At 44.2% G+C, this 16212-nt stretch carries 12 protein-coding genes and 1 pseudogene; 8 read left to right on the top strand and 5 right to left on the bottom strand.

Annotation, left to right across the window (positions count from 1 at the left end):
• Positions 1 to 49 precede the first annotated feature (49 nt).
• Genes CWO13_RS16755 through CWO13_RS16735 form a run of 5 tightly spaced genes read left to right on the top strand, consistent with a single transcriptional unit; the run spans position 50 to position 5721 of the window.
• Positions 50 to 1183 carry an efflux RND transporter periplasmic adaptor subunit gene (locus CWO13_RS16755; protein WP_055319410.1) on the top strand — a complete coding sequence of 378 codons (1134 nt, stop codon included), beginning with the start codon at positions 50 to 52 and terminating at the stop codon, positions 1181 to 1183.
• Complete coding sequence (locus CWO13_RS16750; protein WP_108083262.1) at positions 1176 to 2504, top strand: TolC family protein; 1329 nt, start codon at positions 1176 to 1178, stop codon at positions 2502 to 2504. Before CWO13_RS16755 ends, CWO13_RS16750 begins: the two co-directional genes overlap by 8 nt.
• A complete protein-coding gene (locus CWO13_RS16745) occupies positions 2497 to 3711 on the top strand; it encodes an ABC transporter permease (RefSeq protein ID WP_108083261.1) in 1215 nt (404 codons plus the stop codon). Before CWO13_RS16750 ends, CWO13_RS16745 begins: the two co-directional genes overlap by 8 nt.
• A gap of 2 nt (positions 3712 to 3713) precedes the next feature.
• The gene (locus CWO13_RS16740; RefSeq protein WP_108020064.1) at positions 3714 to 4997 is read left to right on the top strand and encodes an ABC transporter permease; all 1284 of its coding nucleotides are present in this window, start codon (positions 3714 to 3716) and stop codon (positions 4995 to 4997) included.
• A 25-nt stretch (positions 4998 to 5022) separates the two neighbouring features.
• Positions 5023 to 5721, top strand: coding sequence for an ABC transporter ATP-binding protein (locus CWO13_RS16735; RefSeq protein ID WP_102431527.1), 699 nt, complete (start codon positions 5023 to 5025; stop codon positions 5719 to 5721).
• Positions 5722 to 5917: 196 nt separating this feature from the next.
• Here the strand turns inward: CWO13_RS16735 and CWO13_RS23775 are convergent.
• Positions 5918 to 6207: pseudogene (locus CWO13_RS23775) on the bottom strand (EAL domain-containing protein); the annotation flags it as partial.
• Positions 6208 to 6559: 352 nt separating this feature from the next.
• On the opposite strand from CWO13_RS23775, the gene CWO13_RS16725 reads away from it, so the two are divergent.
• Complete coding sequence (locus CWO13_RS16725; protein ID WP_055319414.1) at positions 6560 to 7753, top strand: glycine C-acetyltransferase; 1194 nt, start codon at positions 6560 to 6562, stop codon at positions 7751 to 7753.
• A 110-nt stretch (positions 7754 to 7863) separates the two neighbouring features.
• On the top strand, positions 7864 to 8895 hold the full coding sequence (gene tdh / locus CWO13_RS16720) for an L-threonine 3-dehydrogenase (RefSeq protein WP_017058545.1): 1032 nt from the start codon (positions 7864 to 7866) through the stop codon (positions 8893 to 8895).
• A 122-nt stretch (positions 8896 to 9017) separates the two neighbouring features.
• Here tdh and CWO13_RS16715 read toward each other — a convergent pair whose 3' ends face one another.
• Positions 9018 to 10475 carry a DUF4041 domain-containing protein gene (locus CWO13_RS16715; protein ID WP_258186393.1) on the bottom strand — a complete coding sequence of 486 codons (1458 nt, stop codon included), beginning with the start codon at positions 10473 to 10475 and terminating at the stop codon, positions 9018 to 9020.
• Positions 10476 to 10905: 430 nt separating this feature from the next.
• Here CWO13_RS16715 and CWO13_RS16710 point away from each other — a divergent pair, with 430 nt between their 5' ends.
• Positions 10906 to 11751 (top strand): hypothetical protein, encoded by an 846-nt coding sequence (locus CWO13_RS16710; protein ID WP_108083259.1) that lies wholly within the window; start codon positions 10906 to 10908, stop codon positions 11749 to 11751.
• An 81-nt stretch (positions 11752 to 11832) separates the two neighbouring features.
• On the opposite strand, the gene CWO13_RS16705 is transcribed toward CWO13_RS16710, so the two are convergent.
• From CWO13_RS16705 to CWO13_RS16695, 3 genes are all read right to left on the bottom strand, one after another.
• Complete coding sequence (locus CWO13_RS16705; RefSeq protein ID WP_017105084.1) at positions 11833 to 13056, bottom strand: DUF819 family protein; 1224 nt, start codon at positions 13054 to 13056, stop codon at positions 11833 to 11835.
• Positions 13057 to 13597: 541 nt separating this feature from the next.
• Positions 13598 to 15523, bottom strand: coding sequence for a monovalent cation:proton antiporter-2 (CPA2) family protein (locus tag CWO13_RS16700; RefSeq protein WP_108083258.1), 1926 nt, complete (start codon positions 15521 to 15523; stop codon positions 13598 to 13600).
• Positions 15520 to 16140 carry an NAD(P)H-dependent oxidoreductase gene (locus tag CWO13_RS16695; RefSeq protein WP_102431502.1) on the bottom strand — a complete coding sequence of 207 codons (621 nt, stop codon included), beginning with the start codon at positions 16138 to 16140 and terminating at the stop codon, positions 15520 to 15522. The genes CWO13_RS16700 and CWO13_RS16695 overlap by 4 nt, the downstream gene beginning before the upstream one ends.
• Positions 16141 to 16212 lie beyond the last annotated feature (72 nt).

The raw sequence follows: 16212 nt of genomic DNA, 5'->3' as shown, positions 1-16212 counted from the left end.
CACGGTAGTCATAGGGCTCACAAATATAAAATAATGAGCTGGATAAATTATGACTAAACGTGGGTTAGTGTCTGTGGCATGTGCCACGCTGATAGGTGGAGGTGCGTATTTCTATTTTCAAACTTCAACGCCTCCAGAAGCCTTTCCAACCCTAACGGTCTCCACGGGGACGATCGAAAAGCAGGCGGTTGCGGTGGGGTATATCGTTCCCGCTCACTCTGTGTCTATCAAATCTCAAATCGACGGGATCGTTGGTGAAATCTATGCTGGTGTTGGTGAGTACGTAACGCAAGGTCAGCCGCTTATTAAGGTTCGCCCTAACCCTACCCCGAAAGCGTTGACCGATGCCTCGACAGAGTTGATGCGAAGTGAGGCGAACATTGAGTCAGCAAAACAACAACTCGCTAATCTGCAGAGTTTGGTTGAACAAGAAATCATTCCTAAGAACTACGACGAATATGTGACTGCACGTTCCAATGTGAAATCAGCACAGGCTGACGTTATGCAAAAACGTCAGAACCTCGAATTGATTCAAAGCGGGGAGTCGACAATAGGTAACTCTCGCCTCACCTCTACCATTTATGCTCCGATAGACGGTACGGTGTTGAATCGAAAAGTCGAGGTAGGAGAACCGATTATTTCTACTGAATCGAGTCAAGCGGCAACAGAAATGATGTCATTGGCCGATATGAACAGCCTGATTTTTAAGGGCAGTGTTAGTGAGCATGATGCCGCACAACTTACCCCGGGGATGCCAGTAACGCTGACCGTTGCACCTTATCCAAGTATCGAAATAGAAGGGGTACTGACTAAGATTGCGATTCAGTCTGAAAGTCTTAACTCGACAGCTGATAGTAGTTCGGGCAAAAGTTTTGATAACGGTTTTGAAGTCGAAGTTGGCGAGCTCAAAATACCTCAAGACGTCCGGTTACGTTCAGGGTTCTCATCATCTGCTCAGATAATTCTAGTTAAATCAGAAAATGTACTCACTCTACCAGAGCGCGCACTGCAATTTGAAGGCGACAGCCCTAACGTATTAATCCCAGATAGCTCAGAACAAGGCTTCCACAAGCAAGCGGTAAAACTGGGCCTATCAGATGGTATCAATGTTGAAGTCATCGAAGGTGTGGAGTTAGACGAAACCGTCATCGACAACAGTATGATGGGGGCAGCACATGGTTAAGCCAGCGCTGTTTAGTTGTTCACAGCGATTAGACAAACCTCTGTCACCTCGTAAATCGACCCTGTTGAGTATAGGCAGCTTGATATTAGCAACTGTACTTAGTTGTCCTTCATATGCCCTTTCTATTGAACAAGCATGGCAGCGAGCCAAACAGACGGATCCTGATTACGAGAAAGCCCGAATTGGTGTTCAACTCGGCGAGAGTTCGGTGGATTTAAGTCGCAGCTCTTTATTACCCGCTTTAAGCGCGAGCGCTTCAGGAGACTGGAGCGAAGACCGCAGTAGTTCAAATCGGTATGGTGCAGAGCTGTCTCAGGTTATTTGGGACAGTAGTCTTTGGTCTGAATTAGATAAAGCACAATCAGATTATCTGAAATCCCAGCTGGAATTGGCTCAAGCACATAATGATTTGGCGGCTAAGTTACTTCTGGTTTATCTCGATATAGGCAGCGCCCAAGGTAACTTACAGCTAACTAACAGTAAGTTAGAGGAAGGCAGCAAGCTGCTAAAAATCTTCGAAAAACGCTATCTAGCAGGCAAAGTGAAATCGATTGATGTGGAAGAGATGCGTGCTAATCAGTTGTCTGACAAAGCCAATATTCTGCGAGCAAAGGCAGAGTTAGAAAGTAAAAAGTCAGAGCTGGAAGCGCTGATAAACCAAGCTCCTGATTCGGTGGATCAAATTCGTACTGAGAATTTGGTTGAGCCTCCTATGCTGGTGGCTTCTCAGCAGCAGTGGCTTGAGTTAGCGAGAAATAATAGCCCTGAATTACTGGTTGCCATAAAAGGCGTTGAAGCGCGCAAGCTAGACAAAAAATCCGCCCAAGGAGGTTATTACCCAACAGTTAAAGGGCAAGTGGGCTATAACGACAGTGATCGGTTGGACAACGGTGAATTTAACGCGGGTTTAACTCTTAGTGTTCCTATTGATTTAAATGGTTCAACACGCGCCAAAGTGGACCAAACTTCGCTTAACTTGTTGACGGCTAAGCAGGATTTACGAAAGGTTGAAATAGACATCAAGAAGCGAATTGATCAGAACTTTACTCAAGTGAAGCTCAACTGGGAACGAGTGTTAATGGCGCATGATGTTGTAGCGTCTCGCGCAGAGGTGTTGAGTAGCAAAGAAAAGTTATACGACGCGGGTTTCCTAGAAGCCTCAGATGTTATCAATGCACATAACAGCTTATTTGATTCAAGGTTCCTTCTACAGACCAACTTATATGATTATTGGCGTCAGAGAATAGGCCTGCTACAGACAACTGGTAAATTAGATGATGAAGCGATGGCGCTGATATCTCAGGCGTTACACCATGGTTAATCTTTTTCTTCAGACTTGGCAAACGTTGTTGGCGCATCGGATGAAAAGTGCCTTGGCTATTATTGCAATTTCATGGGGCGTACTGTCTGTTGTTGTTTTAATGGCGCTAGGGGAAGGCTTCTATCGTTATCAAACGAAGTCTTTCTCATTTTTGGTCAATGACACTCAGGTTGTGTTTCCCTCTAGTACGAGTAAACCTTGGCAGGGCTTGCCCTCAAGGCGCGAAATAAACCTTGAACAAGATAAAATTGAGCTGATCCAGCAGGCTGGTTTTGTTAAAGAGGCGTCTGCTGTTTACCTTAAATGGGATACCAGCGTGACGAATACTCAAGGGCATAATATTGGCAGTATGGTGAGTGGTGTTGCTCCCTCTTATTTTCCTATCTCACAAAATAAGTTGCAGCCTGGTTCACGAAATATTTCGGTGACGGATATGGCAAACCACACACGGGTGGCTGTATTGGGTGATCGAATTGCTCAAATGGGCGGAGTCGACATTGGCGACCATATTAAGATCAACGGCATTCCATTCTACGTAATTGGTGTGATGGTCGATAATGAAGGAGGGATCTCTTTCGGTGAGAGTCGACGAGTTTTTGTGCCTCAAACTACTTATCTTGATCTCTGGAACGATAAGCCATGGCAACTGGTATTAAAGCCTGTAGAAGCCATGGATTCCGCATCGTTTAGACGTAATATTGTTAATTTTTTTGCTAAACAGATGCACTTTGACCCTACGGATAAAGATGCGGTCTATCTGCCCGACTTTAGCGAGGGTGGGGACGTGATTACCGGTATCTTTCGTGGTATTCAAATATTCCTGACGACCAGTGGCGCTATGACTATGGCGGTTGGCGCTTTGGGTGTGGCTAATATCATGTTTCTCTCTGTTACGGAAAGAACTCGAGAAATTGGCGTTCGGCTGGCGATTGGTGCAACACAGGGTTCCATCATGTCTCAGTTTATTATTGAGGGGCTTATCTTAGTTACCTTAGGATCCATCGTGGGATTAATGGCGTCCTTTGGTACGGTTGATTTGCTTGGCTCGATGGCGTTACCAGAATGGATTGGATCACCTGTTATCACGTTAAGCTCGATTGGAATGGCGTTAACGGTGACACTGATTCTGGCGTTCTTAGCCTCTTACTTTCCTGCAAAACGGGCGTCTCGTCTCACTCCTGTTGATGCACTTAGTGCGAGGGCTTAATCATGCTATTACCGATGAGACAAATCTTTCAGGAAATGTCTGCAGAAAAGCTACGACTTGGACTCACAGTTCTGGCTGTTGCGTGGGCAACCTTGTGTATTTCAGCGATGCTATCGGTGGGAGAAGGCATTAGACAAGGCGTGCTTAAAACGGCACAAAATGGCAATGGTAATTTGATTTATCTATCAGGGGGGATGGCTACGGTTGATTATGGATCTTTTCATCAGGGCAAGCCGCTGACTCTAACAGTAGAAGATACGAAAGTTGTAGAGGCTCTGCCTAACATTAAAGCTGCGGTGCCGACAGCTGTGTGGGATGAATCACTTACTGTTGGGGAGCGAGGGTCTTGGAAAAAAGCGTTAGCGGTAACGACTGAATTTCAGTCGGTGACGAATCTCAAGACACGTCCAGGAGGGCGTTGGTTTAATCCTCTAGACCAAAAGCAACAACGCAAAGTCATCGTGTTGGGTTACCTTTTAGCGGCCGATTTGTTTAACCCTAATGAAAGCTTTAGCTGGTTTGCTACTGTCAAATTAGAGGTTAATCCCGTCGGGAAAACAGTAAAAATTGGCAGCCAAGAGTTTACGGTGATTGGTGTACTAGAGAAAAACAGTGCCAAGGTTGAACAGGGAGATAGCATCAATTATTCGAGCTTTGTTCCTTTCTCTACATGGCAGCGTTTTAATATCAACGGAGATATCAGTGGTATCAACGTTCAACCTCATGATGGTGTCGACAGAGTCAAACTTGCAGATACGATTCGTCAGGTTATTGCGCGCAAACATGGTGCTAGTGTCAGTGATGAGCAGGTCGTTCAGGTTGAGGATATGTTCCTCAAACAAAAAACGATGCAACAATTCTTAGTTGGTCTGCAGGGGTTCCTTGGTGTGATTGGTTTTATCACTTTGGCAGTGGCGGGCATAGGTATTGCTAACGTGATGTATGCAACGGTGAAACGATCCACACGAGATATTGGCGTGAGAATGGCGGTCGGTGCTACTCCAGGGATGATTCGCATGCATTATCTGGTTCAGTCATTGATGACTATGATGATGGGCGGTTTATTGGGCTTAGTAATCACTTATACACTGATTGCTGTAATTCGCTCGTTAGAGCTTGAAGGCAACATGTTTTATGAGCGTCTTGGTAAACCTGTGCCTGAGCTTTCATGGTTGGTTGTCACCATTGTTGTTTTGACGTTGGTGGTTATTGGTGTCGCTGCGGCTTGGCTTCCGGCTAATCGTGCGGCGAAAGTGACTCCGATGGAGGCACTACAAAGTGAATGATGAGATCAAAGACAGCGGAGAAACCATGTCTAACAAATTCTTAGTGGAACTCTCAAATATCGGTAAACACTACTCAAACGGTGATACTGAAATACGTGCATTAGACGGTGTCGATCTCTCGATTGAGAAGGGAGAGTTTTTGTCTATTTTAGGCCCGTCAGGATCCGGTAAATCAACGCTGATGAATATGCTGGGTTGCCTTGATAAGCCGACGGAAGGGGAGTATCAGCTAGATGGAAAAAATGTTGCTGCGTTGAGTGCTAATGATCTTGCTGGTATTCGGAATCAAAAAATTGGTTTTGTATTCCAGAGTTTTAATTTGCTTGAGTATGCATCTGCATTGGACAATGTTGCTCTGCCTCTCGTGTACTCAGGGATCAAAGCCAAAGAGCGTCGTAAGCGTGCGGCGGCATTACTTGAACAAGTAGGGTTGGGCGATCGACTTGACCATAAACCGAATCAGCTGTCTGGTGGTCAGAAACAGCGTGTCGCTATTGCTAGAGCTTTGGTTAATGATCCTCAGATTATATTAGCTGATGAGCCAACAGGGGCTCTGGATTCCAAGTCTGGCGCTGAGATAGAGGCTTTGTTTAATCAGCTTCATGCTGAGGGCCGAACATTGATTATCGTGACGCACGATAATTCGCTGGCTGAACGAACTAAGCGCATAGTGACGATCAAAGACGGTAAAGTATTGTCTGATCACCAAGGGCAACATTGCTGAACCTAGAACCTAGAAAAAAGCAGCTTTCGCTTAGAGCCACTTCCTCACGAAGTGGCTTTTTTCTTAAGTGTTTAACACTGATCTTGTACGGACGATATTGAGTGAACTACACTGATAAAAAAGCTAGGTAAGTAACAGATTAATAAAGAAAATTTCCCTATAGTGTTAAAACGACTTCGTGAATCACTCTCTATTCTGCCAAGTTGAGGTGAATAGACAGTGACTTCACTTCAGTGAGAGATTGCTCAAGCACGCTAAAGAAGATCTCTTCTTCATAACCTAATGCAAACGCACGATCGATAAACACACCTGGAGAAAAAATGTCTTCCTCTGGGATATCTAGGCGAAACAGAGCTTCAACCCCCCAGTCACTTTCTCTACACTCGATTCTACTTTTGGCTGATAAAAGCAGGTGTGCCAGTCGTTTTCAAAGGCTTCTTGTATTATGTGGTCTGATAGGTTCATGTGTTTGTCTCTCATTTGCATAGCGGCGTAACGGTCGAACATTCTGAGAGAAACCTAAATTCATCACTATATCGTTCTGAGATGAAAAATTGATATTTGATATGAAAGCGAAATTAGACCGGAATGGAGGGTGATTTGTCGTTAAAAAGAACAAGTAAGACACGTTTATGTGCCCTGTGTCACTGGGATGAACCATTATTAGTGCCTGTGATTCATTAATGTTTTTCCAACTAAAGGGATAATCGAGAAGGGGATGTTCAACTAGAATAGGGGTATAAGTTTTACAGTGTAAATGATCGAATTGAAATCGTTTACATCCCCTACATAATGCGGCGCGCGATGCTGCTGAATAATAATTAGGAAGGAATAGACAATGTCTTCTGCATTTTACCAACAGATTCAAACTCAAATCGAAGAAGTTAAAGAAGAAGGTCTTTACAAGTCTGAGCGCATTATTACTTCTGCACAAAAAGCAGCGGTTTCTATCTCGACTGGTGAAGAAGTACTAAACTTCTGTGCAAACAACTACTTAGGTCTTGCTAACCACCCAGCTCTTATCGAAGCGGCTAAAGATGGCATGGATCAGCACGGTTTTGGTATGGCTTCAGTACGTTTCATCTGTGGTACTCAAGATTCTCACAAAGAACTAGAGCAAAAGCTGTCTACGTTCCTAGGTAAAGAAGACACTATCCTTTACACATCTTGTTTTGATGCTAACGCTGGTTTATTCGAAACGATTCTAGGTAAAGAAGACGCAATCATCTCTGACGCACTAAACCACGCATCTATCATCGATGGCGTTCGTCTTTGTAAAGCAATGCGCTTCCGTTACTCGAACAACAACATGGAAGAGCTAGAGCAGCAACTTATTGCTGCTAAAGAAGCTGGCGCTCGTCACACACTAATCGTAACTGACGGTGTGTTCTCAATGGACGGCGTAGTGGCTAACCTTCCTGCTATCTGTGACCTTGCAGACAAGTACGATGCACTAGTAATGGTTGATGACTCTCACGCAGTGGGCTTCATGGGCGAAAACGGCGCAGGTACTCACGAGTTCCACAACGTTGTAGATCGTATCGATATCATCACTGGTACTCTTGGTAAAGCAATGGGTGGCGCTTCAGGCGGTTACACTTCTGGTAAGAAAGAAGTGATCGACTGGCTACGTCAGCGTTCTCGTCCATACCTATTCTCTAACTCTGTTGCACCTGCAATAGTATCTGCGTCTATCCGCGTTCTAGATCTTCTAGCGGAATCTGGCGACCTACGTACTCAACTATGGGAAAACTCTGCTCACTTCCGTACTCGCATGGAAGAAGCTGGTTTCACTATGGGTGGTGCTGACCACGCAATCATCCCAATCATGCTGGGTGATGCAAAAGTAGCGGCTGAGTTCGCAGAGCGCGCACTAGAGAAAGGCATCTACGTTGTAGGTTTCTCTTTCCCAGTAGTACCAAAAGGCCAAGCTCGTATCCGTACGCAAATGTCTGCTGCACACTCTCGTGAGCAACTGGATCGCGCAATCGATGCGTTCATCCAAGTTGGTAAAGACATGGCTATCATCTAATTTTAAAGGGATGCCTTTTGCGTCCTTTGATTAGATAGAACAACACCCAATAGAACATATAGATTTTTGATTCTCGCCTTACAGTTAGGCGAGATGAACTGGATAACATTATGAAAATTAAAGCACTTTCTAAGCTTAAGCCTGAAGAAGGCATCTGGATGACCGAGGTTGAAAAACCTGAAATGGGTCATAATGATCTTCTTATCCGTATTAAGAAAACTGCAATTTGTGGTACTGACGTACATATCTACAACTGGGATGAATGGTCACAAAACACAATTCCAGTACCTATGGTAGTAGGTCACGAATACGTGGGTGAAGTTGTTGGCATCGGCCAAGAAGTTCGTGGTTTTGAAATCGGCGACCGTGTATCTGGCGAAGGTCACATCACATGTGGTCACTGTCGTAACTGTCGTGGCGGCCGTACTCACCTTTGTCGTAACACAACAGGTGTTGGTGTAAACCGCACTGGTGCGTTCTCTGAGTTCCTTGTGATCCCTGCGTTCAACGCATTTAAGATCCCTGCAGAAATCTCTGACGATCTAGCATCAATCTTTGACCCGTTTGGTAACGCAGTACACACAGCGCTTTCTTTCGACCTAGTAGGCGAAGACGTGCTAATCACGGGTGCTGGCCCAATCGGTATCATGGCTGCTGCTGTTGCTAAGCACGTTGGTGCTCGTCACGTTGTAATTACTGACGTAAACGAATACCGCCTAGATCTTGCTAAGAAAATGGGTGTGACTCGCGCAGTAAACGTGATGGAAGAGAAGCTTGAAGATGTAATGGCAGATCTAGGCATGACTGAAGGCTTCGATGTTGGCCTAGAAATGTCTGGTAACCCATCTGCATTCAACAGCATGCTAACTAACATGAACCACGGCGGTAAGATCTCTCTACTAGGTATTCCACCATCAGATATGGCGGTAGACTGGAACCAAGTCATCTTTAAAGGCTTGGTAATCAAAGGTATCTACGGTCGTGAGATGTTCGAAACGTGGTACAAGATGGCTTCACTAATCCAGTCTGGCCTAGATCTAACACCAATCATCACTCACCACTACAAAGTGGACGACTTCCAGAAAGGCTTCGACATGATGCGCTCTGGTATGTCAGGTAAAGTTATTCTTGATTGGGAATAAACTTGAGTTAGTAAACTAACTTACGAAAGCTAAATAGAAAGGCGACAGTTTTTACTGTCGCCTTTTTTGTGTTTTAACGTAGCAAAAGTAGGTGATCGTTTACCCGTTCATAAATGCTACCTTTACGCAACTGCTTGGTGCTCTTTCGCAAGAGCTAAACTTTCACGGAATTCAGTGGCTTCAGCTTTAAGAGTCCAATGAACTTCGTGTAATCCTTGTTGTTCAACAGCTTGTTTAACCTCTGCTATTGTAGTCTTGAAGAACTCCTTTCGAGGGTTAATTTTGTTTACTGACTGTTCGTTGAACTTCTTGTGGAGTTCTTTCTCAAGCGAAGGAGCGTCGTCACTATAAATCATTGCATGAACATCAAATGAGAATGGTACAGAAGCATCGCCAAGTTCTTTTACTCTGTCCATTGGTTCTAGGCGACGAGTCATACCAATCTTAAACACCTCTTCACCAAAACTACCAACATTGCTGATTACGTAAACATGCCCTCGGCGAGTTTGTTGTGCCATTGATAGCGCACGTTGACCTTTTTCTTCAGCTTCTTGTAGCTTGCTTTCTAATTCTGCAAGTTGTGCTTCAAATTCAGCTCTCTGTTCTTCACTTGCTTGACCTAATTCAGCTCGCGCTTTTTCTAGCGCTTTTTGCAGCATCTTTTCTTCTTTTTCAGCTTCTTTACGTGCTTTTTCCATTTCACGGATAGCTCGTTCTTCTTCGCGAATCTGAGCCTTAATTTCGGCTTGTTCTTCTTTTTCTATCTTTCTTAGTTCAAATGCAGCAACTGCCCATTTGAGCTCGGTTAGACGCGCGTCTAGGTATTCTTGGTTGATACGAGCGTTCCTGAATGGAGCACCGTTGTGATTTACTAAGGCAAAAGCATCAATAATTTCTTGTTGGATTTTCCCGAAATTGTCGTGCTTTGTTTTGGATAGAGCGCTATCTACTTTTCCATTGAAAGCATCAACAGCAAAGTGAATAGCGTAAGTTCTACGGTGCGCTTCAACATAGTCACATGCGCCGGCTTGGCCTTCTTTGACCATATCTTTTATGCGTTTGCGAGCGGCTTTGAGTTCTTCACCTGCCTCTCTGTAACTGAACTCTTCAGCTAGGTCATCAAGTACCGACTGGTTAGGAATTATGTAGTCATCTTTATAGCCATCAATGGTATTGCGCATCACACGAATAGCTTTCTCGTAGGAATCCGCTTTAGCTTTAGCCTCGTATGCATCACCAGCGATTTCTTTAGCCTGAGTCTCTGCGAAGTTAATTACTTTTGTCGATTCTTCACGAGCTTCGTTCTTTATAATCTCTGCTTTTTCTTTGGCTTCGATTAACTTTTGTCGTGTTTTGTTGCGTAGGGATTCGACATCTGACAAAACGCTTTCGGCTTGGTGTTTTATTGTTGCGGCTTCTTGAGTCGCTTCATTAATTAATTGGTTAACGTGTGATTCCATTTCAATTACCGGGGCATATTTACTTAGTAGTGCGTCTCTTTCATTTGTGACATTACTAATTTGTTGGCTAGCTAACGAGAGCTTTTCTTCAAACGCTTTACGTTTTTTTTTACCTCTCACATGCGAAATCACCAGAAGAACTAATGGTAAGAAAAATATAGTGAGAGTGACTATTGCACTTGTGTCCATGGATTTTTACCTAGCTAAGTTTAGTTGTTATTGAGTTACGTCTTTAATGGCTTGAGAGAGTCATTTCTTCCAATTAAACGTCCTTTTCAGAATACTCCTGTATTGGAGGGTTGACGATATATATTTTTATAAGTTCATGTAATAAAAGGAAAAATATTCGATATAAAAAGTGAAACAGAATAAATGTGGTTAATATGTTTGTTTTTGTGAGTTGGCGGTTGTGTAATTGTGACCGTTATTGGGGAAACTGTTTAGATGGAATTCCTTCCTGTCACTTAATGGCCATTTTACAGCCCAGTAATCTCTAAAATACTCAACAAGCAGTTACATCTTATTGTTTTACTATTGAAGAGAGGGCTTAATGGCTTGTAAATCAATTGCTGTAATAATGAGTGGATTATTATTAACGTCTACTGTCGCGATTGCTAATGAAGAAAGTAATCAAACAGCAGAGCAGGCAGCAAAGGAACTTGCAAACCCCAACACGGCTTACGCGAGCCTTAACTTAGAGCTCCAATACTCCGGTGGTTATGACGGAGGAGGAGACAGCTTCGCTACAGTGTTACAACCGACTCTTCCTTTCCCTATGGATAATGGCGACAAAATCATCTTCCGTCCTGCTATCTCTTATGTTCAGAATGATTTCAATGTGAATACACCGACAAGTTCCCAACATATGGATCAGTCAGGAGTGAGCGACATTTCCTTCGATCTAGCTTATGCGCCCAAAATGGAAGGTGGGACTATCGTCGCTTTCGGTCTCTTTGCTTCTTTGCCAACGGGCAGTAGTGACTTAACGGCGGATCAATTTGCTGTTGGGCCAGAGTTTATGGTCGGGAAGGCGAGTGGTGAACGAGTTGTCGGTGTGTTCCCAAATCACTTGTATGGTGTTTCTGGAGACGGGGCTGACCATTCTGATACTCGAATCAACAAGACATCGACACAAGTTTTTTGGGTTGAGATCTTAGGAGGAGGTTGGACGATTGGCTCTGCGCCGACATTCTCATATGACTGGAATAAGGATCAGGCAGAAGTTCCACTAAATATAAGTGTCACTAAAACAACGGTGTTGAATGGACGTCCTTGGAAGTTCGGCATTGAAGCGAACTATTATATTGAGAAAGATGAAAAGACACGTCCGGATTTTATGTTGAGTTTTAATATCAGTCCTGTAGTAGAAAATAAGCTGGCGTCTTTGTTTGATTAATCTAAGAGTGGAAGAGTAGAAATGAAAAAGGCTGAACGATGATCGTTCAGCCTTTTGTGTTACTTCATTGAAGCGCTTCTATTAACCAGCAGCAACCTGCATGATGAGACCACAGATGTAAGCGCCGTATGTGCCGAGTGCGTAACCCAATACCGCCATTAGGATACCTACTGGTGCTAATGCTGGGTGGAATGCAGCCGCGACGATAGGTGCCGATGCAGCGCCGCCTACGTTAGCTTGGCTACCTACAGCCATAAAGAACAATGGTGCACGAATTAGCTTCGCCATCACAATCATCAGAAGGGCATGGATAGTTAACCATGTAATACCAATGAAGAAGTAACCTGGGTTGTCTAAGATAGCTGTCACATCCATTTGCATACCGATAGTTGCAACTAGGATGTAGATGAACGCTGAACCAACTTTAGACGCGCCGCTGTGCTCAAGGCTGCGTGTAGATTTGAAGCATGAAGCGATCAGCGCGAACGTTGTTACCATTACGATCAGCCAGAAGAAGCCGGATGTTAGGCTGTATTTTGCAAGCTCTGGCGCGTTGGTTGAGATCCACGGTGCAATCATGTCACTGAATAAGTGAGCGAGACCTGTTAATCCGAAGGCAATGGCCGTGATCTTCATGAGATCGGTTGTGGTTGTTGGACGAGCGTTCTCTTCTTGGTATTTAGAAACCGTCTCTTTTAGCTCTTCGATAGATGATGTGTCAGCTTTTAGCCATGCATCAATCTTCTTCTGACGACCTGCCATGATAAGCAACACAGCCATCCAAATGTTTGCACAGATAACGTCTACCGTAATCATTGCTGAGAACAGTTGGTCATCAACTTCAAATACTTCTTTCATTGCTGCTTGGTTTGCACCGCCGCCGATCCAAGAACCAGCAACAGTTGTAAGGCCACGCCATACATCGCCAGATACGAGGTCAGGGTTAACTTGGTCGATAATTAAAATCGCCAAAGGGCCACCAATGATGATGCCGACAGTACCCGTTAGGAACATGATGACGGCTTTTGAGCCAAGGCCGAAGATTTTGCGTAGGTCAGCTGAGATGATCAGTAGAACGAGTGCGCTTGGTAATAGGTAACGACTTGCAACAAAGTACAGCTTTGAGTTTGATGCGTCGATGATGCCGAAACTGTTCAATAGAGAAGGAACAAAGTAACAGAGCAATAGACCCGGAACGAACGAGTAGAATTTTTTCAGTGCGCTATTTTGGCTACTTTCCGTGATAAAAACACCGCCAAGAATAACAGCTAACATGCCCATTATTACAGCATCATTAGTAATCATTATTATATCTCCTTTAAGGTGAGCGCAAAGGTCTCACTTTTTGAATTGCAGGACTATACCGACAACTGCCATTCGTTACAAATTGTAACGATAGACATACTTTGAAATGTTTATGTTAATTTTGATGGTTTGAATTTGTGAATGTCGTGCGTTATTTATTTGATTGGTGAATGGGTTTGTTGGGGCTTTTGCGGCGGATTTAGATATATGCAATGTAACTCAAGCCTTAGAGAGTGGTCGCTATGATTTGGGTGGATGTTTGAATGGCAGGAATGAGTGCATATATAGCCGTGTTTATGGTGTGGTTTATGCAGGGTTGGAATGTTTCAATAATGTAAAAATTGAATCCACTTTTGCTATGTGGTCAGAAATTAAAAATTTTAGCTAGATCACACAAATATCTCGGATTATGAGTTTCGGCACCTGATACTTATGTTCATTTGACGTTTTGTAGGGGGTAAATGAAAGAAAAAGCGGCTTAAATAGCCGCTTTTGATGGTTGCATTGCATGTTCATCTAGAGCTGTAGCTTAGACTTCTGCTTAAGACTCTTCTTCCTCAAAGCCATCTGCATAACCTTTTGGTGGTGGTGTCCAACCACGTTCAGATCGAGAGTGTTTGTCTGAACGGTCTTTCTTCATGTCTTCTTTCATCGCATCTTCAAGGTGAATGAAGATTTGTCGGTAGTTGTTGTCGTAGCGTGGATTCTCTTCAGCCTCAGACCAAGCTTGGTAAAGCTTTTCAGACTTACGGCTCTCTACGCGTTGATACGTCGATTTTTGCTGTTCGACGAAGAATGGATGATGACCCAAAGAGCGCAAGGCTTGTGCGCCCATTTCAAGAGCAGAATGGTAGGTCTCTGATTCCACAAAGTCTGCACCTGCTTCTCGTAAGCGATAACTATGACCACGGTCGAATGCGCGGGCTAAGATTTTCACTTTAGGGTAGGTGTGTTTAACGTACTTCACTAACTCAACGCTTGAGTCTTGGTTATCGATTGCTACTACTAGCATTGCCGCTTCTTCGATTCCGGCGGTATGCAACAAGTCGTGACGAGTCGCATCACCAAAGTAAGATTTGATATTGATAGAGCGCAGTAAGTCTACTTGGTTCGCTTGGTGATCCAGAACCACCGTATTGACATCGTTCGACACCAACAAGCGGTTAACGATTTGACCGAATCGACCAATGCCTGCAATGATAACGGTGCCTTTCTCTTCAATAGTATCTTCTTCGCGGTCGTTAGATTTTTGTTGGTAACGAGGCAGAATCACTTTATCAAATAGAATGAATAACCCTGGTGTTAGGAACATTGAAAGTGCCACAACCAGAGACAATGTTTGGACGATGTCCGCAGGTAATACGTGGTTTTGAGCTGAGAAGCTTAGTAGTACAAAACCAAACTCACCGGCTTGAGCCAAGCTCAATGTAAACAGCCAACGGTCACTGTTTTTGATTTTGAAGATCAATGCCAACGTAAATAGCACCAAGGCTTTAAGAAGCATAACGCCAAGGGTGAGGCCAATGATCAAACCAAAGTCGTTGAATAGAACATCAAAGTTGATGCCCGCACCGACGGTAATAAAGAACAAGCCAAGTAACAGTCCCTTAAACGGGTCGATATTAGACTCAAGTTCGTGGCGGAATTCACTGTTCGCCAATACCACACCCGCAAGGAAGGTACCTAAAGCGGGTGACAGGCCGACTAGGCTCATCAGTGCAGCAATACCAATCACCAACATCAGTGCGGTTGCAGTAAAGATTTCACGCAGGCCTGAGCTTGCTACAAAGCGGAACAGTGGACGACTTAAGAAGTGTCCGCCGACCACCACAATCGCAATAGATGCTGTGATCACTAGGCCATAAGCCCAACCGGGTAGGCCAGCAACGAGACTTAACTCTTCATGATGATCAGAAGCCGAAGCGACCGCGCTTTGTGCAGCTTCGATTAATTCTGGCAACGCCAATAGAGGGATAAACGCCAACATAGGGATGACGGCTATATCTTGGAACAGTAGGACTGAGAAAGCGTTCTTGCCGCCTTCTGTTTTGGATAGCCCTTTTTCGTTAAAGGTTTGGAGAACAATCGCGGTAGATGACAGTGCGAAGATCAAACCGATAGTCAGCGCAATGGTCCAAGGCTGTCCTAAGAAAAGGGCGATACCCATTACAATTGCGGTCGTGCCACCAACTTGCAGGCCACCCAGCCCCATAAGTCGGTTCCTCATTGCCCAAAGCATCTTAGGTTCAAGCTCAAGACCGACTAAGAACAGCATCATAACCACACCGAACTCGGCAAAGTGTTGGATAGTTGTGGTCTCTTCACCTACCAGACCAATAATTGGGCCAATCACAACACCAGCAATGAGGTAACCCAATACAGAACCAAGGCCAAGTCTTTTGGCAATAGGCACGGCAATAACTGCTGCGACTAAGTAGATAAACGCTTGTAGAAAATATCCCGTCATGATTTAACCTCTGCCATTAGTTCTTCTACGTAGTGGTTTAGCTTTTCTGCCTTACTGGCTTTTTTGATATTGATCTCGCCAGCAACCAACGCCTCTAACAGTACTTTATAGCTATCGACATGCTCTTGAATGCGGTTCTCTTCCAACGCGGTACGCGAACCAAATAACGCAAAGGGCGCGAGGTAGTTCATCCCACACAGAGAAGCGGTTTGTTCGATTGGGTGAAGCAGTTCTCGAATCGTGAAATGGTTGTAACCATCAGTTTGGTAGGCGTCTTTTTTGCCACCTGCAGTAATGCTACATAACAAGTTCTTGCCTTGTAGTTCGTTGCCATCGGTGCCGTAAGCGAAGCCGTATTCTAGAACGAGATCTTGCCACTCTTTAAGAATTGCCGGTGTTGAGTACCAATATAGTGGGAACTGAAAAATGATGATGTCATGGTCTAACAGGCGTTTCTGTTCTCGGTCGATGTTGATTTTAAATGTTGGGTATTCAGCGTAGAGATCGACGCAGGTAACCCCATCAATGCGCTTGGCTTGTTCAAATAAGGGTTTGTTTGCTTCAGAACGGTGTTGAGAAGGGTGGGCGAATAGCACCAAAACTCGATTTTTCGACATATAGCCCTCTTTGTCCATTAACGAATAATATTTATTGGAATTATAGATATACAATAATAGAAGAATGGTTGA

It is taken from the genome of Vibrio sp. ZF 223, from assembly GCF_003050585.1.
Classification (GTDB): Bacteria; Pseudomonadota; Gammaproteobacteria; order Enterobacterales; family Vibrionaceae; genus Vibrio; species Vibrio crassostreae.
Note: the sequence above shows the minus strand (reverse complement) of the source record. Positions and strands in the feature narration are given on the sequence as shown.